Here is an 18,707-nt window from a genome sequence, read left to right on the forward strand (position 1 = left end):
TTATCCTTTCTGATTATTCAATGCTATCTTCCAAATTTTCTCTGGCATGTTTGGCATCAATATAACGTGTCATTTCTAATTCTTTTTCGGGAGTCAAACGATAGAAGAGTATTAGTATGAATGAAATGACTAAAGCAACTAAAGGCACCCAAACATAATTTGCTTCGATACTAAATAGTGCTGATGCAGACTGAGATTTATTTGGCGCATAGTGACCAAGTGATAAAAGCATACCCGTAATTGCGCCACCAATACCCATGCCAAACTTGGCGGTAAAACTTGAGGCAGAGGTTACAATTCCTTCAGCACGAACGCCGTTTTTCCACTCCCCATAATCAACTGAGTCTGCTAACAAGACGGCAATTAAGGCTCCAACGAAACCATTTCCAAAGTTTCCAATAATCGTACCAATAATTACTAGTGGAACATTCAGTAATTGTGCACCAAGGCCAAGGACTAATTGACCCAATATACTCAGTGCTAGTCCTGATAGTATTGTCTTCTTTTTTCCTATTTTCATGACAATTTTAGGTGTTAAGAATACAGAAATCAACCCAACAGCATTGAAAAACAGCGCCAGGGAAGCGAGCTCAGGTTTATCTAAATTGTATTTAAAGAAGTAGATGGTTACTTGTCCTTTTGTCTGCATACCCAGCCAATAAATAAAGTTTAAGCCAACAACAATAACCCATGGCCAATTATTTCTAAGTGCTTTTAAAGATGTTCTAATTGGAAGTGCTTGTTGTGATTGGCGGGTTTGTACATGTTCACGTAGGTTTGCAAACACAACCAGGTAAATGATGAAGAAGACGGCCGCTGCCATGACAGCAACCCAGAAGAAGCCTCTGCGTGGGTTATCAGTTCCTCCGAATAAGGTGACAAGTGGTAAAGCAATAACTGAAATGAGTGTTCCACCAAAGTTTGAAAATAGCGACCTAATTGTGGAGAGTAGAACGCGTTCATTTGGATCTGTTGTCATACTTGGCAAAATTGAAGTTAGTGGAATATTGACAGCTGAATATAAAACGTCAATACCAATATAGGTGACATAGGCCCAGACAATTTTCAAATTCATTGGTAAGTCTGGTGTTGTAAAACATAAAATAGTGAAGATCGTAAATGGGGCATTAAACCAAAGAAAGTAGGGGCGGCTGCGGCCCCATTTTGTGTGCGTATGGTCGATCATAATACCCCAAAAAGGTCCATCAAGTGCATCAATTACACGTGCAACTAACATCAATGTGCCGACGGCACCGGCTGTGATACCAAAGACGTCAGTATAGAAATACATTAAATATGTGCCGATCAAGCTAAATGTAAAACTACAAGCAAAATCACTAGCCCCATAACTTAAGCGTTCATTCCAAGGCAACTTTCCATTGCTTTTTTCTACCGTAACTGTTCCATTACTAGACATGTCATACACCTTCCTTTTTATAGATGCAGTGTGGTTGAGGGAGAAGTATACAGGTACACTTTGACCTCATATGGTTTTAATACTTGATTGTCATTTGTTGGATAATTTTGAATAATTAACTTGCTTTCAGAGGGTACATCGTATTGGCGTGTGACCGAATGAGAGGTGAAGTTCGCAATGACGAACAAGGTTTCGTTTTTGTTTTTTCGTGTATAGGCGAAAACTTCCTTATCTTCCTCATTTTCTTTGAATAAATTGAAATCACCATCGGTAATCACTGGTAAAGTATGGCGTAGTTTAATCAATTTTTGATAAAAATAAAACAGTGAATTTGGATCTGATAATTCATCCTCTGCGTTAATTGCTTGATAATTGGGGTTCACAGATAGCCATGGTTTGACATGACTAAAGCCTGCGTAAATATCTCTATTCCATTGCATCGGAGTTCTTGAGTTATCACGTGACCGTGCCCGAAGATATGTCATCATATCCTGAGATGTAATTAATTTTTCCTTTTCAACTAGCTCTTCATAGGCATTGATGGATTCCAAATCTTTATATTGTGACAATTCCTGAAAACCAGCATTTGTCATCCCTAGTTCCTCACCTTGATATATATAAGGTGTACCTTGCATGAAATGTAAAAGGGCAGCCAACATTTTTCCAGAAACTTCTCGATATTCTTCTGAGTCGTTGCCAAATCGTGATATAGCCCGGGGTTGATCATGGTTATTCCAATACAAACTGTTCCATGCCTTACCATACAGTGACTTCTGCCACTTGGTCAAATTATCACGTAATTTTTTCAATGACACGTGGTTATCGGACCATTTTCCGAGTGCTGGGTTGTCGTTTCCATCAAGGCTAACATGTTCAAACTGAAAAACCATGTTTAGTTCTGTTCCATCTAAATTGGCATATTTCTCCGCTTCTTTTGTATCAACTCCGATAGTTTCACCAACTGTAATCCAGTCATGCTTTTTCAAGACATGTTTGTTCATTTCAGTTAGATAGTCATGAATATGTGGCCCATTGGCGACAATTTCAGCAGCATCACCATATAATTCTGAACCGTGTATTCGACCATCAGGTAATCCTATTGGTTTTGAAATAAGGGAAATGACGTCCATACGAAAACCATCAATTCCTTTTGTAGCCCACCAATTCATCATGTCGAATATTGAATGCCTGAGTTCTGGATTATCCCAATTCAAATCGGGCTGTTCTTTGGCAAATAAATGCAGATAGTACTGTCCAGAACTCTTGTCAAGTGTCCATGCAGGGCCAGAAAAGAAGGAGCCCCAGTTATTTGGTTCATGATCATTAACTGGGTCACGCCAAATATAATAATCTCGATACTTATTATCCGTACTTTTGCTGCTGATGCTCTTTTGGAACCACTCATGTTCAAAAGAACTATGGTTAACCACAAGATCCATCATTATTTTTAATCCACGTTCGTGGGCTTTGCCTAGTAGTTCTTCAAAATCATGCATGTCGCCGAAAGTAGGGTTGATGCTTTTATAATCCGAAATATCGTAACCACCATCAATATTGGAGGTTTTATAGACGGGATTCAACCATATAACGTCAACGCCCAGTTTTTCGATATAGTCAAGACGATTTATTATGCCTCTCAAATCACCTATACCATCGTCATTACTATCTTGAAAACTTTTTGGATAAACTTGGTATACAACAGCATTTTGCCACCACATTTTTTTATTCATAAGATCTCCTTCTTCATAAATGGAACGTTCCATTTATTTAACACATAGTATAAACTGAATAGAATATAAATGCAAGCGCTTACATTTCGAGAAGACTTTTTCATATTATAGTGATGAAAATAGCAAAATTTAATTGAAAAATTAGGGATAATAATGTACAATTCAGAAAGCGTGCGTTCGGCTGTTTTCTTGACAGTTACTGTGTTTAGTGGATTAAACGAGTTAAGGATACAAAACAATTGATTGATGTATATATGAACTGAAATAAAGCATAACTACATATAATTTTTTAAGTCTATGAAAACCAATGGTTATAAGTTGAAGGGAGGTATCGTTGATTGCGTTTCAAAAAGATACTAACATTGTTTGTTTTGGCAATAAGTCTGTTTACAGTCACCTCACTGTATCCGATCCCAGCTAAAGCAGACACAGCGAATAATTACAATATTACAATTGATGGTAACTTTGAGGATTGGGCAGACAAACCTAAGACAGATATCTTCTTTGACTATAACAATGGCAATGTTACCAAACAGGGTTCTTTTTTATCTGACGATAAGTACTTATATATTTATATTGATATGGATCCTTATAACAAAGGACACAATTATAGATTTCAAGGAAGTGGTTGGAATGTCCAAGTTGGTAACAATATTACTAGTTTAACCTTTTCAGTTGATGGTGGAATATGGTCTCTTCAACCTGGTTCCAAAGCTGCTATCTCTTCTGTTTGGTCTTGGAGCAATAATGATCCTGATAAATTATTTATCAACCAACAAATTCCAGGTGTGACTGGTTATGTTACCACTGAAAAATCGAGTAATGGATGGGCATATCGCGATCGTGCAGAGATTAAGATCCCATTAAGTGGCTTTTTAAAAAATCCAGATATGGTGCAAAGCCTCATAATCTATGATACCGATAACATGGGACAACAAAAAGTAACGGTAACTGGTGCTAGTACGGGCGGAAATCTGATCGTTTTAAGCGGTTTTATTATGGCGATTCTGTTAGTTTTATTTGGCAAGTTTTTAAAAAATAGAAAGGAAAGAGAGGCTAATTTTCTTGAGTATCTTTTTATTAATTAGTGGTGTTATTTGGCTATATGCTTTATCTGTTTTTAAAAGAGCCAAGCTCCCAGCTTTTTATTTTATTGTGGGTAGTGTGGGGCTATTTTTTATTTTATTTTTCTTTAGTAAACCTTATTTTATTTGGATAATGGCGCGAGCGGTTACCTTTGGTGTTTCTTTAGTCGCGCATCCCTTAAATTTAGCCACTGTATATTCGGATTACGGTTTAATTGCTATTAATAAAGGGTTTAACGCCATTACAATGTCAATTGATTATGAGTGTTCAGGAGTCATAGAAACAGCAGCATTTTGGGCTTTATTAGCATTTTATCCTATGTATCAAGCTAAAGAAAAAGTTGTGCTAGCCTTACTGGGCCTTTTGTGGATGTACGTTGCAAATGTTATTAGATTGATTTTGATTGTACTAATTGTTCATACTTTTGGTGTGAATTATTTCTTTTTAGCTCACTCAATTATCGGTCGAATTGTATTTTATATTTTTGCCGTGTTCTTTTACTACAAAGTATTTACATACGGTTATTTAGAAAAAAATAAAAAGAAGGTGTAAATGAATTACCTATTTTTTTTAACGTTAAGTCAAATGGGATTCTGGATAACTTGGCTACTGATACCTATTTTAGTAGAAACAGTTCCTGCAATTTCATCTTTTGTTAAAATATTTTTTTATACGATTAGTAAACCAAAATCTGAAAAGAGTCTAAGTTTCTGGCCATTTATTTCAATTATTATTCCAGTATATAACTCTGAAGATACACTGTATGAATGCATTCAATCAGTTTACCAATCGACCTATCCTATAGATAAAATTCAAGTGATAGTGGTTGATAATAAAAGTCAAGACAAAAGTTTTAAAGCTTTTCAATCTGCACAAAACAGTTTTCCAAAATTAAATATGCAGTGGATGAAAACAGAGCAAGGAAAAGCTCGTGCGCTAAACTCTGCAATTTATAGTAGTTCTGGTGCGTATATTATTAACATTGACAGCGACGGAATTTTAGAGCGCAATGCTTTAAAAAATTTAATCAAAAAGTTTGAGAGTGATACAACAATATCTGCTATGACAGGTAGTATACTGACACAAAAATCTTTGATTAAAAGTACTAAAAATGTTGGATTGAAGTGGTTGCAGCGCTTAGAGTATTTCGAGTACGCGCAAGCTTTTATGTCGGGCAGGAGTATTGAATCACAAAATAATCACTTATATACAATGTCGGGTGCATTTTCAGGATTCCGAAAAGATGCATTAATGAAAACCTTTATGTATGATGTATCAACCGTCGGCGAAGACATTGATATTACCTTTCAGGTTAGAGACAAAGCGAAAGGAAAGGTTATTCTTTGTGCAGATGCTTTCTTTTTCGTTGATCCAATTGAAAGTTGGAATAAATTATATACGCAACGACAACGTTGGCAGCGTGGCCAAATTGAAGTATCGCAAAAGTATTCTGGAAATCGTTTGGGATTAAAATCATTTTTCTCAAATTTTTTGGTGAGAAGACTAATCATTGATCACACATTTATGTTTCTAAAAACAATATGGCTTTTCGCAAGTATTGCGCTATTGTTTTTAAACTATTCACCGTTATTGCTACTACTATCATATGTTGCCATTTATCTTCTATATGTTTTTATGAGTACAATGGTTTTTGTTAATGTAAACATGATGCTAAAAAAATTTAGTGATGAGCGAACATTTTATTTTTCGCTATTCGATTGTGTCTTTTGGATGCCCATATATAATTTTATTTTATCTTGGATACGTTTAATTGGCGTAATTAATACAGAATATCTTTCTGCTAAGTGGGCTACGAAAAATTATCATGAAGAGTTCAAAACAGTCGGAACAATTGTTAAGCAGGACTTTATTAAAATTAAAGGAGGTAGAAAAAAGTGAGTTTAGTAGGTACCTATCATTTGAAATATTATATCCATGCTAGTCATGCAATTAGATGGGAAAACGGCGAAGGTGAAGAACATGCACACTCTTGGGAAATAGCGGTAGAGTTCCGTTCAACCAACGAAAACATGATTGTATTTGATAAAATTGAGAGCTCTCTAGATGATCTTTTTAAAGCATATTCTGGAAAATTTTTGAACACGGTTGAACCTTTTACCACAATAGATCCTACTTTAGAAAATATAACAAAGTTCTTTTTTACGTTAGTTGAGAAGCAAATTTTACCTATGCACGCACAATTAAATAAAATTGAGCTCGGTGAATCACCAATGAGATTTTATTATGTGACCCGAGATGACATGAGTGGTGAATAGGATATGAAAGAAAAGATATTTTCTTTGGGAAATGCTACTATTCTGATTTTATTTTATTTACTTTTTGGTGTTACCTATATTTCAGCGATTCTATCAGATAATTTTACTATTGGCGACAACTTAAAAAGAGGCACAACAACTACGTTGGGATTGCTCGTCTTTCTTAGCATAATACTATTGTTCATAAGCCTAGTTTATTTTTTACCTAAAGTCAAAAAGGCTGTTGTATTTGTTTTTAAACAACATAAAAATATTACATCAATTGCGTTATTTGCATTGTTAGTTTTATTACAATTTTTGTTTGTAACAGTATTTCATCCTAAAATTGGCTGGGATCCTTCGGCATTAATTAATACACTAGATCATGTAGATGATGATGTAAATAATCGAGCATATTTTAGTTTGAATTCAAATAACTTGCCCATTCTGTTGTTTATGTCGTTTCTTTCAAATGTTTTTCAGTTGAAAACATGGTTGTTTTTTGATTATCTGACCATAGTCATGGTTGATCTATCAATTATTTTTTCGGTTGCCACCTCTTATATGATCGACAGACGTTACTTTGCAGTTTCTTTATATATTCATATATTAGTATTTGGTGTCTTTCCTTGGATAGTTATACCTTATACCGATACATGGGTCCTACCATTTGTATCAGCATTTTTGTTTTTCTATTTCAGCGCAAAGAAAGTATCTAAACTATGGCAAAAAAATATATTAATGACACTCTTTGCTTTACTTGTGTGTGGAACGTATTTCATTAAACCATCCGCAATTATTCCCGCTATCGCAATCGGTTTAATTGAGGCACTTAGCTTGTTTAAAGAAAAACGTGTGTTATTACCCGAAGTTCTCAAAAAAACCAGTACAGTTTTGATAGTTATGTTTTCTTTTATTTGTTTATACACGATAACTCAAAATAAAATTGAGCATCAAACATTAATTCACGTCAATCGAGAGCGGGCTATCCCAGCGGTGCACTTTATGAACATGGGTATTTCTGGTGATGGTGGATATAATGCGCAGGATACTTTAAAAATGGGTGAGTTAGCAACTAAGTCCGAAAAAATTGAGTACTCGAAACAAATGTATGTTAAACGATTAAAAAAGTTAGGTGTCGTTGGCTACTTTCATTTTATAATTCTAAAGCAAATAAACAATACGGCCGATGGCTCGTTTGCATGGGGAAAGGAGGGGCATTTTATTCAGGGTGACCAAATTCCAAATTCCCACGGATTAAAAGGGGTGCTGGAAAATTATCTGTATATATATGGGAAAAACGTGGCCAATTTTCGGTTTATTGCCCAATTCATTTGGTTGATTATCTTGAGCTGTATATTTTTTGGTTGGCATAATAAATCACAGACAACACAAACAATTAGATTAGGTATCACGGGAGCCTTTTTGTTTCTTCTTTTGTTTGAAGGGGGTAGAAGTAGGTATATTATCCAATTTTTACCACTATTTTTATTGGGATCCAGTCTCTTGATTAATGATTCGAAGCAAATTATTAAAGAAATTACTGATGCCACGTTATTAAAACGAACAAACTACGAGTCAAAATAATTACAATTTTGAGAGTATGACGTCACTGGTAACAGTGGCTTTTTAATTATGAAAGCGTGAAAATTAAGGTTATAATTATTTTGTTGGAAAACACAGTACGCAGTAAAGTTAACAGATTAATAAGTTTATTAATTGTCAAATCATATTTTGAAACTTTACGTCAATATATGAGTTATCGAACGAAAAATGGAGAACATAAACGTATGACCAAACAAAAGATAGTATTAATAACTGGTGCTAGTAGTGGTATTGGGTATCAAGCAGCGGAAAAACTAAGTACGCATGGCTTCAAAGTTTATGGTGCAGCACGCCGAACTGAAAAAATGAGTCCACTGTCTTCTTTAGGAATTATTCCTCTTAGGATGGACTTAACTGATGAACATTCAATTAAATCTGCCGTAGCATACATTATTGACCAAGAGGGTCAAATTGATATTCTAATTAATAATGCTGGATATGGTTCATACGGTGCCATTGAAAATGTCCCCATAGAAGAGGCTAAAAAACAATTTGGAACTAATTTGTTTGGCCTTGCCACGCTTGTTCAATTGGTTTTACCACATATGCGTCATCAAAAATATGGTCGTATTGTTAACATTTCATCCATGGCAGGACGTATGACAACATACATGGGCGCTTGGTATCATGCTACTAAGTACGCTCTTGAAGGATTTAGCGATGCGCTACGCATGGAAGTCAAACCATTTGGCATTGATGTTATTCTTATTGAACCAGGTGGAATTAAAACTGACTGGGGTACTATTGCTGCGGAGAATCTTCGAAAAACTTCGGTTGATACACCTTATGCTGAACATGCTTTAGCAGCATCCAAAAGAATGCATCAACTTTATACATCTAGCAGACTAACAGATCCAGATGTAGTTGCTTCAACTATAGTAAAGTCAGTGACTACTAAACGACCAAAGCCTAGATACTTAGTGGGTTATGGCGCAAAGATATTGGTTAGTTTGCATGCCATTTTACCTACACGGATATTTGATAAATTAATTCAAAAGGTTGTTTAAATTCAAGTCAACTACAAGGAGGCAGTTATGGATTCATTTCCTTTGGAAAGACCTTACATCACTATTACTAATGTCATCTGGAGCTTTGATTATGATACGCAACAAGTCAAAGTATTATTAATCAAGCGTGCAGATGAGCCATTTAAAAATTTTTGGGCGCTACCAGAAATATTGTTGCGGGAAGACGAAAGTGCACATGAAGCATCCTTAAGGTTAATAAAAGAAAAAATAGGGTTATCGCTTTCGGATGTTCATGCAGAGCAATTAGCAACGTTTACAGCACCAGATAGAAATCCTGATTTTCGGGCGCTCTCGCTAAGTTACATGATATTTTTGCCAAAATACGTCAATCTCGTTCCTGGATCTGGTGCGATTGAGGCAGAATGGTTTACGTTAGAAAAGATTAAAAACAATTATTTTGGCATAAAAAAGGGTGATTTGTTTTTTAAAACGCTAGCTGAAAATGAGTACTTAACTGAACTAGATTCTCAAAAGCGATTGGCCTTTGATCATAATTGGATTTTAACTGTGGCCTGCCACCGGATAGTCAACAAACTGAACTACCAGCCGACTATTTTATTAACATTAGGATCTTCCTTTACATTGAAAGCAGCTCGGCATGTCTATGGTATTTTTGGTCAAGATGAGCCTGATAATTCTAATTTTTTACAAAACAACAAAAAAATATTTGAATTAGTTGGAGAAGTTGATAAAAAAGGTCCGGGTAGGCCTGCCAAAAAGTTTCGCTTGATAATTTCATTTTAAAGATGTAGAATCTCTTTATAAATAATAAAAGTAAAAAATACTTTTATAAGGAAGAGGTTCTTTTTATGGATAAGAAGAGACACTTATTGTTCATCATTGGCACGGCATGGATGATTGACGCATTGGATGTTGCTTTGCTGTCGTTTATCATGCCATTGATTAAAAATGAGTGGGCCATTGGTAGTACAGAATTAGGATTGGCCGCCGCTGTCACATCGATTGGCATGATTATTGGGTCAATTGTTTGCGGTAAATTAGCTGATAAATATGGTCGTAAAAATATTATCATCGGAACGCTACTCGTTTTTTCATTAGGTAATTTGGCGTTAATATTTGCGCCAAACATCTTGTGGTTTATGGTCATTCGTTTTATAACAGGCATTGGACTAGGTGGGGAGTTGCCAGTAGCAGCAACGATTATTGCTGACAACTATACTGGTACAAAGCGGTCACAAATGTTATTATTAGCTGATAGTTTTTGGGCTTATGGTTGGATTTTAGCATCTTTGATTTCTTTTCTAATCATTCCTCGTTTTGGCTGGCGCGCTGCCGTTGCCCTTGCGGCTTTGTTTGCTTTTTATGCCCTAGCATTGCGTAAGCACTTACCAAATGAACCGGGCAATAAGAAAAGTCACGAAGGCACTTTTAAAGAGCTTCTTTCCAGCAAACATCGATCACGGTTAATTGTTTTAAGTATAATGTGGTTTATTGTGATGTTGACCTATTATGGAATCTTTTTGTGGCTGCCTACTGTCCTAACCATGCGTGGTTTTTCAATCGTTAATTCATTAGGATACACGCTTATCATGAGTATAGCTCAGTTGCCTGGGTATTATTTAGCTGCCTACTTAATGAATAAGATGAGTCGGAAAAAGATTTTGGCAATTTATCTGTTGGGCACGCTGATTTCGAGTTTCGTTTTTGGCTTTGGTACTAATGTAGCGTTAATACTAGTGGCTGGTGCCTTTATGTCTTTCTTTGACTTAGGTGCATGGGGAACATTAATCTCCTTGACTCCCGCACAATTTCCTGAGAAAATACGGGGTACAGCCATGGGTACCGCACAAGCAGTTGGGCGTGTTGGTGCCACGGTTGGACCATTCCTTGTCGGTTGGTTATTTGATTTTAAATTAGGCATTAGTGTCATATTTAGTGTCTTTGCAGTATTGCTGATTATTGCGATAGTGGTGTTATTGATAGGTGTAAAAGACAATCTAGAGGATGAGTATTGATGTATACCATAGTATTGCTTGGTTATGTATATAAATTTATATGTTTTATACAAAAAAACAACCAAATTTATATACACAAGTTGTAAGCGTTGACATATAATATAATAAAGATAATTTATGTCTTTCAAAATTTAAACTGATAGTCAGAAGGAGAAACAATGAAAGCAGCTGTATGGCATGGCGTTAAAGATGTTCGTGTGGAGGATGTTGAGCTCAAACCAACAAAATCTAATGAGGTGGTAGTGCGTGTTGCTTATGCTGGAATTTGTGGCAGCGACTTACACGAGTACCTTGAGGGTCCTGTATTTATTCCCGTTGATCAACCAGATGAATTGACTGGCGGTCAAGCACCATTAACGATGGGACATGAGTTTTCTGGCGTTATCGAAAAAGTAGGCCCTGATGTGGCTAATTTTAAAGTTGGGGATCACGTTTCAATTAATCCAACTGTCACAAAGGGAATTTCTTCTGATGATTTGGATGTTTACGATGGCTATAGCTTTATTGGTTTAAGCACGGATGGTGGCTTTACATCATACGTGAATGTACCAGAAGATAACTTATATCATTTACCTGAAGAATTTTCACTGAAATTAGCAGCTACTATTGAGCCAACGGCAGTTGCGGTCCAAGCTATCAAAGAGGCAGACCTTCGATTTGGCGAAAAAGTTGTGATTTTTGGTGCTGGTCCAATAGGTGTATTAGTTGCTGCTGCTGCGAAGGCAGCGGGAGCTACTAAAATCGTGGCTGTAGATTTGTCAGAAGTTCGCTTGAGAAAAGCGCTTGAAATGGGCGCAACAGACGTGATTAATCCAAGTCAAGTGCCAGACACTATTGCAGCTATTAAAAACATAATTCCTGGTGGAGCGGATGCATCATTTGAAGTTGCTGGGGTACAACCAACCTTTGAACAAGCAATAGATGCAACACGTCCGCGCGGAAGTGTCGTTATTGTTTCAATTTTTGCAAAGCCAATCAGCTTTAACCCAATGCAATTGATGAATGCAGGTGTTAAACTGACCACAACAATTGCTTATTCAAAAGAAACTTTCCAACAAACCGTTGCTCTTGTTAGCAGTGGACAAATTAATGTTGAACCAGTTATTACAGATACAATTTCATTAGACAATGTTGTTTCTGACGGTTTTGAGTCATTAACAAGCGATAAATCGCAGGCTAAGATTTTGATTGATTTGAATAAAAATTAACTAATTTAAAATATCTAAGTATACAAGTTGCTACTATTCTTACTTTTGTTTAGAATAGCGGTAGCTTTTTATTATGATTTACACATTTAGCTAATTAATATATAATAAAAATATTTCAACTTAACTTTTAAAACATGTGTGGTCTTTCCTTGTTAGTGTCGTACCAAGGACAGATAATAGTGGTCACGACGTCGCATAATTTGGAGCAATTAGACGGCCCTCTATTTTCTAAAGTAGATTTCTAATACAGTTAAATGTTATTAATATGGTAATATAAAGTTAAATTATGTAATTCGTGAGATAAATGGGAGAAATACATGACTATCTTTGAGGACATTAAAGCAGATAGGGATAATTTAACTTACACACAAAAAGGTATAAATCCTGTATTTTACACTCCTCAGAGCGCAAAAATTCTGATTATTGGTCAGGCTCCCGGTAAAAAAGTGCAAGAAACAGAAATCATGTGGAATGATGCTTCCGGAGATAGATTACGCGAGTGGTTGGGTGTTGATAGAAAACAATTTTACGATTCTGGTAATTTTGGTTTTATTTCGATGGACTTTTATTACCCAGGAAAAGCAAAATCAGGTGATAAGCCACCGCGTGGTGGTGTAGCAGATAGGTGGCATCCAAAACTTATTGCTGCAATGCCTAATCTGCAGTTAATTGTTTTAATCGGGTCATATGCTCAAAAATATTATCTACACTTGGCTCGCACAGAGAAAATAACTGATGTTGTTAAAAATTATAAATCTTATTTGCCGAAATATTTTCCTATTGTTCACCCATCACCAAGGAATAATATTTGGCTTAACCGTAATCCTTGGTTTGGAAAAGAAGTAGTACCTCGCTTGCAAGCCAAAGTTAGTAACATAATTAAAGAAAAGTGAAATTGTGTAATTATCTGACTGTAGTATAAAAAAGTTATTTATCTAAAGTAAAAGGAAATAAACGATATGATAGAACAAAAAAACCATACAAAGCAGATCACTATGTTAGCGACAATCATTGCTTTCAATATCGCATTATCTTACATTGTTAAGATACCTGTCCCAGCGACAAATGGATTTGTTAACTTGGTTGAAGCAGGAATATTTTTAGCTGCTCTGCTTGGTGGTGCACGTAGTGGATTGATTGTCGGTGGTTTAAGCGGTCTGCTGTTAGATTTGCTTGCTGGGTATCCACAGTGGATGATTTTTTCTTTAATTATTCATGGGATAGAAGGATTAATTGTTGGCTATTTTGGCTATAAAAAACACATTACCAGCCAAGTCATTGGCTTAATTATTGGATCATTTATTATGGTGGTTGGGTACATGTTAGCTGGGGCTATGTTGTATAATTGGACGGCGGGGCTGGCGTCGATTATCGGGAATATCGCACAAGCAGTGATGGGACTAATCGTTGCATTGGTTCTTGTTCCAGTATTTAAAAAGCTACCGCAGGTTGATTTGAAAATTTAATTTTTTTAGTTAGTTATTGATTTTTCTGTTTGATTGAAAACCTTGTATAGGAAGAACAACAAAAGTTATATTTATGTGATACAATTACGAACGAATTGGAAAAATGAAGCCATGGTTACGCAATATAGTCAGCGACCGAGGGCTTCATCGTTTGAAATATTCAAAAAGCACCCACCTATTGATATAAAAAAGCCGAGGGGAAAGGTTCAGCATCTTTGATGTACGCTGGTTCTTTCCTTTTTTTGTTGTTTTTGATTTCGGTAGAGTAATGGTTGAAAACTAACATAAAATTCAAAACACAATATTTTTTCTATACTGAAAAATGCAAGAAAATACGACCATGTTGCTAGCTGAAATCCAGCATACATTAGCAATAACCAATAAGCATAATATTTGTACAGTTTTTTTAATCAGAACGGTTTAGTCTATAGCGGAATTCAATAAGTTATATTGCAAAAAAAGATAATGGCGTGTTAGAAGGCTTAAAACATATTAAGTTAATATGATCTTACTAGTTTATTGAAGAAAATCAAAAAAACCATCTTTCTTTAGAAATTGATGATTAATGTAAGATGACTTTTATTGATGTTTTATTAGGTTTTTAATTTAGAGCAGCAACTATAGCTTCATTAAACGATGGGATGTCTTTTGGTTCCCGGCTAGTGATGAGATTACCATCAATAACCACTGGCTTATTCTCTATGCGAGCACCGGCATAATAAAGATCTGGTTGTACTGTTCGATATGCTGTCATGGTTCGACCCAATACTAAGCCAGTAGGGATCATCAATTGTGGACCGTGGCAAATACTAAATAGTGACTTATTGGTTGCCAAGAAATGTTTTGTAAAATTAACAAAGCGTTCATCGGCTCGCAACTGATCTGGAGAAAAGCCCCCGGGAATGAACAATGCGTCAAAGTCAGATGGCGCTACATCGCTGATTGATTTATCAATGTCAATTTTGGTGCCATGTTTTCCTGTAACAGCTTCAGTACTAAAACTGATTGTTGTCACTGAAGCACCACTTTCTTTTAGTGCTTTGACGGGGTCGGTGAATTCAATATCTTCGACTAAATCAGTTACGAGAACAGCAACTTTTTTACTCATGAATAATTCCTCCTTCTATAATTAACTTAATTGTAACGACAATTAATATAGAATGAAAACGATACGTCTTGTAAACAAAGAATAAGTCATTATCTTTGTAAACGTTTTCTGTTAATGGTATATTAGCACCAACAAATTGAATGTGTCACTTTGTTGAGAAAAATTTCTTTTTTTAATATAGAATATTCAAATCGACTGCTAGCACAACAATTGCGTGTTGTGCTTTTTAATTTAAAAAAATTAAATTTTAAAGATGTAGTAGTGAGCATTCTGCACGCACTCAAAAGGAGATGGAACAATGGCATTATTATCTGAAGAAATGAAAAAAATGATTGACCAACAGCTACCATTTTTAGCGACTACTGGAGGAGATGGGTCGCCACAAGTCGGGCCTAAAGGATCAACTCGTGTGTACGATGATGAACATTTGATTTATTATGAGCATACATTCAAACAAGCCTATGCCAATTTACAACAAAATGGTTATGCGGCAATTGCGGTCGTGGATTCTAATGTAGAGAAGGGGTTCCGCTTTGAAGGAACGGCCGTTATTCATGAAGATGATGACTTTGCTACTGACATTTTAGACAAAACAAGCATATTTGATCGCTTTCCAAGAGCGGCAGTCGTCTTGATAAGTATTGATCGCATCTATAAATTGGATAATACTTTGGAAGCTGGAGATCGCATTGCCTAATAGTCAAGAGAATATGGAAAAGGAAAATGTCATGACAAAGCCTATTAACCATCAAGTAATCAAAACAGAAGCCTCAGGAATTCGCCTTGTCTTGGACTTAGTAAAGAAGCCTGCTGACCAAATGATTGAATTAACGGTCGGCGAAATCGATTTACCTACGCCCGCGGCAACTAAAGAAGCAGGTAAACAAGCAATTAGTAATAACGTGACAAAATATACCGAAAATATGGGTTTCTTGTCGCTTAGAAGAGTAATATCTGATTACATTAAAAGATTTTATGAGGTAAGTTATTCCCCAGAAAACGAGATACTTGTGACCGTTGGTGCCAGTCAAGGTATTGACCTCACGGTTCGTACGCTCATTAACGCCGGTGACGAAGTTATTTTAATTGGGCCAGCTTACCCAGCTTATATACAAGCAGTAGTTCTGGCTGGGGCAATTCCTATCGTTGTTGATACTCGTTCTACTCATTTTAGATTATCTCCAGAGCAACTTGAGTCAGCAATTTCAAGCAAAACAAAATTAGTCATTTTAAACTACCCAAACAATCCAACAGGTATTGTGTTGTCAAAAGAAGAATTGAGTTCACTAGCATCAGTTATCCAAAAATACGATTTATATGTACTGACAGATGATGTTTACCAAAGACTAACATATAATCAAGATTGTGCACCATCAATTGCTAGCGCGCCATTGATGAAAGAGAGAACGATCATAGTCAACGGTTTATCGAAATCGCACAGCATGACAGGCTGGCGTATCGGCTATTTGGCTGGCCCTAAAGTACTGATTCAAGAAATCTATAAAATACAGCAAGCTAATGTTGGTTGTGCATCAAGCATCTCACAAATGGCTGCTTTAACGGCTTTAACCACCGATATTGAAGCACCAAAAACATATATTACGGTGTTTAGAAAGCGCAGAGACTATGTTCTGCAACGCTTAGATGAAATGTCTTTAAAATATGGCAGATTGTAAAATTAAACCGAACACCTTGCATAAAAAAACTGCAGAGACTTTAATGGTAATTGACTAAAATCAACCATAAAGGATCTGCAGCTTATGTCTTCTAGTTTATCAGCTCACGAACGTTCTGTCATTGAAACAATGATCAAACTTAATCATTCAACTCGAGAAATAGCCCGTTTCTTAAAGCGTTCTCCTGCAACTATTACCTACGAGTTAAATCGAATTAAACCATACAATGCACAACAGGCTCATCATTTAGCCCAGTGTAATCGGCACAAACACGGTCGCCATCCGACCCTAACACCTGAAATATCAGCTTTTTTGAACCATCACATTGGTATCTTGAAGTGGTCACCAGAAACGGCTGCTCATGTATTGGGCATTGCTTTCAAGACCATCTACAACTGGATTCATCATGGTTTGCTTAAAATTAAGTTATCAGATTTACCTGATAAAGGTATTCGACGTAAACGTCAATCTGACGGCCGTAGACGTGTTTTTGCTCATGGCCGTTCAATTGAAAAACGACCAAAAGCTGTCCAATTAAGACAAGAATTTGGTCATTTTGAAGTTGATACGATGCAATCTGGTAAAACACGTGGCGATGTTTTAGTGACCATCACAGAACGATTGAGTCGACAACATATCATGAGACATGTCAGTGGGCGCAATAGTCAGGCAGTGACACCAGCTATTATTAGGTTTTTCAAGGGTATAAAAAATGCTAAATCAATTACAGTTGATCACGGTCGAGAGTTTGCAAAATATGATGAAATAGAAGAACAGCTAGGCATACCGATGTATTTTGCACACCCATATTCACCAGAAGAACGTGGTAGTAATGAAGTGCTAAATCGATATGTCCGTCGTTTTATCCCAAAAGAACGCAAAATTGAAACCATCAGTCAGAAAGAATTAGATCAAATTAATCATTGGATTAATGCCAGGCCAATGAAAACGCTCAACTGGCAATCACCACGAAAAGTCTTTCAGAAACATGCGGTGTTCGGATGATTCTTGCAATCTGCCATATACTAAACCTGACGGTGCTTTTTATGTGTTTATCGATGTAAAACTATTTGGCATGTCGTCTTGGGATTTTGTTGCATTCACTATCAACGAATCTGATCTTGTTTTAGTACACGGTTCTGCTTTTACGGAGGCTGGTGAAGGATACGTGCGACTATCTTTTGCAAATGAAATGAAAGTACTCGTTGAAGCGATGAATCGTTTAGAGAAAACAGTAGATGTTTTAACGGCAAAAAAATCCGCTCATTTAATTTGACAAAATAAATACAAAAGACTATCATTGTAAGCGGTTACACATGGTGGTTTATCGGTACACTAAGAAAGGAAGAAAGTGATGGAGAGTCTATCTAATTTATTTGATCTTACAGGTCAAGTTGCAATAGTGACGGGTGGTGCTTCAGGTTTGGGAAACTATTATTCTCAAGCGCTATTAGATGCAGGAGCTGATGTTTTTGTAGTTAGCAGAAGTGAAAGAGGCTGGCCAGAGTTAACGGAATTTGCTGAAAATCGAAATCGAAAAGTAAAATTTATGAGCATCGATATAACTGAAAGTGGCGCCGCAGAAAAAATTGTTAAAAACTGTGTTACAACTTTTGGTCAATTAGATATTTTAGTTAACAACGCTGGCATCCAGATTAGAAATAACGTGCTGGATTATAAGGATGAGGATTGGCGTAAAGTCATTGATATCAACCTAAACGCATTATACTTTTTGTCACATGAAGCAGCAAAAATCATGACAAAACAGAAATCTGGGAAAATAATTAATATTGGATCGATGCAATCATTTCGAGCTGGAAAATTTATTTTTCCTTACGCTGCAAGTAAGCATGCAGTAGTCGGGCTAACAAAGGCTTATGCAGATGCTTTAGCTCCCTATGGGGTTCAAGTCAATGCGCTAGCTCCCGGATATATTGATACCGAAATGACAAAGGCTCTTCAAAATGATCCAGAAAGAAATACTGAAATTCTAAACCACATTCCGGCAGGACATTGGGCAAAGCCATCGGAATTAATGGGTACGGTTATTTATTTAGCAAGTGATGCATCAAATTATGTGAATGGCGCAACAATTCCTGTTGATGGTGGCTATTTACTAAGGTAAGGTTCGTATTTAAAAGGAGAATTAATT

The 18,707-nt window shown here is 36.2% G+C and carries 19 protein-coding genes; 16 read left to right on the forward strand and 3 right to left on the reverse strand.

Annotation, left to right across the window (positions count from 1 at the left end; genetic code table 11):
• Window positions 1–13: 13 nt before the first annotated feature.
• Complete coding sequence (locus tag A6B45_RS04425; RefSeq protein ID WP_072613530.1) at window positions 14–1,417, reverse strand: glycoside-pentoside-hexuronide (GPH):cation symporter; 1,404 nt, start codon at window positions 1,415–1,417, stop codon at window positions 14–16.
• 17 nt (window positions 1,418–1,434) lie between these two features.
• On the reverse strand, window positions 1,435–3,147 hold the full coding sequence (locus tag A6B45_RS04430) for a glycoside hydrolase family 13 protein (RefSeq protein ID WP_072613531.1): 1,713 nt from the start codon (window positions 3,145–3,147) through the stop codon (window positions 1,435–1,437).
• 338 nt (window positions 3,148–3,485) lie between these two features.
• Between A6B45_RS04430 and A6B45_RS04435 the strand changes: the two genes are divergently transcribed.
• From A6B45_RS04435 to A6B45_RS04485, 11 genes are all read left to right on the forward strand, one after another.
• On the forward strand, window positions 3,486–4,235 hold the full coding sequence (locus A6B45_RS04435; protein ID WP_072613532.1) for a Firmicu-CTERM sorting domain-containing protein: 750 nt from the start codon (window positions 3,486–3,488) through the stop codon (window positions 4,233–4,235).
• Window positions 4,213–4,785 carry an exosortase family protein XrtG gene (gene xrtG / locus A6B45_RS04440; RefSeq protein WP_081371163.1) on the forward strand — a complete coding sequence of 191 codons (573 nt, stop codon included), beginning with the start codon at window positions 4,213–4,215 and terminating at the stop codon, window positions 4,783–4,785. Before A6B45_RS04435 ends, xrtG begins: the two co-directional genes overlap by 23 nt.
• A complete protein-coding gene (locus A6B45_RS04445; RefSeq protein ID WP_072613534.1) occupies window positions 4,786–6,132 on the forward strand; it encodes a TIGR03111 family XrtG-associated glycosyltransferase in 1,347 nt (448 codons plus the stop codon).
• Window positions 6,129–6,509, forward strand: a complete 381-nt coding sequence (locus A6B45_RS04450) for a 6-carboxytetrahydropterin synthase (RefSeq protein WP_072613535.1) — start codon at window positions 6,129–6,131, stop codon at window positions 6,507–6,509. The genes A6B45_RS04445 and A6B45_RS04450 overlap by 4 nt, the downstream gene beginning before the upstream one ends.
• Window positions 6,510–6,512: 3 nt before the next feature.
• Complete coding sequence (locus tag A6B45_RS04455; RefSeq protein ID WP_072613536.1) at window positions 6,513–8,075, forward strand: TIGR03766 family XrtG-associated glycosyltransferase; 1,563 nt, start codon at window positions 6,513–6,515, stop codon at window positions 8,073–8,075.
• A 203-nt stretch (window positions 8,076–8,278) separates the two neighbouring features.
• Window positions 8,279–9,100 (forward strand): oxidoreductase, encoded by an 822-nt coding sequence (locus A6B45_RS04460; RefSeq protein WP_072614477.1) that lies wholly within the window; start codon window positions 8,279–8,281, stop codon window positions 9,098–9,100.
• A gap of 27 nt (window positions 9,101–9,127) precedes the next feature.
• Window positions 9,128–9,865: an NUDIX domain-containing protein gene (locus tag A6B45_RS04465; RefSeq protein WP_072613537.1), complete on the forward strand. Its 738-nt coding sequence runs from the start codon at window positions 9,128–9,130 to the stop codon at window positions 9,863–9,865.
• Between the two features lie 65 nt (window positions 9,866–9,930).
• Window positions 9,931–11,097: an MFS transporter gene (locus A6B45_RS04470; protein ID WP_072613538.1), complete on the forward strand. Its 1,167-nt coding sequence runs from the start codon at window positions 9,931–9,933 to the stop codon at window positions 11,095–11,097.
• A 158-nt stretch (window positions 11,098–11,255) separates the two neighbouring features.
• Window positions 11,256–12,305 carry a 2,3-butanediol dehydrogenase gene (locus A6B45_RS04475; protein WP_072613539.1) on the forward strand — a complete coding sequence of 350 codons (1,050 nt, stop codon included), beginning with the start codon at window positions 11,256–11,258 and terminating at the stop codon, window positions 12,303–12,305.
• A gap of 317 nt (window positions 12,306–12,622) precedes the next feature.
• The gene (locus tag A6B45_RS04480) at window positions 12,623–13,198 is read left to right on the forward strand and encodes a uracil-DNA glycosylase family protein (RefSeq protein WP_072613540.1); all 576 of its coding nucleotides are present in this window, start codon (window positions 12,623–12,625) and stop codon (window positions 13,196–13,198) included.
• Between the two features lie 66 nt (window positions 13,199–13,264).
• Complete coding sequence (locus A6B45_RS04485; RefSeq protein WP_081371164.1) at window positions 13,265–13,771, forward strand: ECF transporter S component; 507 nt, start codon at window positions 13,265–13,267, stop codon at window positions 13,769–13,771.
• Between the two features lie 601 nt (window positions 13,772–14,372).
• On the opposite strand, the gene A6B45_RS04490 is transcribed toward A6B45_RS04485, so the two are convergent.
• A complete protein-coding gene (locus A6B45_RS04490) occupies window positions 14,373–14,879 on the reverse strand; it encodes a type 1 glutamine amidotransferase domain-containing protein (RefSeq protein WP_072613541.1) in 507 nt (168 codons plus the stop codon).
• A gap of 298 nt (window positions 14,880–15,177) precedes the next feature.
• Here A6B45_RS04490 and A6B45_RS04495 point away from each other — a divergent pair, with 298 nt between their 5' ends.
• From A6B45_RS04495 to A6B45_RS04515, 5 genes are all read left to right on the forward strand, one after another.
• Complete coding sequence (locus A6B45_RS04495) at window positions 15,178–15,576, forward strand: pyridoxamine 5'-phosphate oxidase family protein (RefSeq protein ID WP_072613542.1); 399 nt, start codon at window positions 15,178–15,180, stop codon at window positions 15,574–15,576.
• Between the two features lie 31 nt (window positions 15,577–15,607).
• A complete protein-coding gene (locus A6B45_RS04500; protein WP_237048962.1) occupies window positions 15,608–16,555 on the forward strand; it encodes a pyridoxal phosphate-dependent aminotransferase in 948 nt (315 codons plus the stop codon).
• 84 nt (window positions 16,556–16,639) lie between these two features.
• Entirely contained in the window at window positions 16,640–17,560 is a 921-nt protein-coding gene (locus A6B45_RS04505) for an IS30 family transposase (RefSeq protein ID WP_012268558.1), read from the forward strand.
• Complete coding sequence (locus tag A6B45_RS04510; RefSeq protein ID WP_237048963.1) at window positions 17,544–17,831, forward strand: hypothetical protein; 288 nt, start codon at window positions 17,544–17,546, stop codon at window positions 17,829–17,831. Before A6B45_RS04505 ends, A6B45_RS04510 begins: the two co-directional genes overlap by 17 nt.
• A 78-nt stretch (window positions 17,832–17,909) precedes the next feature.
• Window positions 17,910–18,680 carry a glucose 1-dehydrogenase gene (locus A6B45_RS04515; protein ID WP_072613544.1) on the forward strand — a complete coding sequence of 257 codons (771 nt, stop codon included), beginning with the start codon at window positions 17,910–17,912 and terminating at the stop codon, window positions 18,678–18,680.
• The last annotated feature ends 27 nt before the right edge of the window (window positions 18,681–18,707 follow it).

The organism is Leuconostoc suionicum (assembly GCF_001891125.1).
In the GTDB taxonomy this organism is placed as follows: Bacteria; Bacillota; Bacilli; order Lactobacillales; family Lactobacillaceae; genus Leuconostoc; species Leuconostoc suionicum.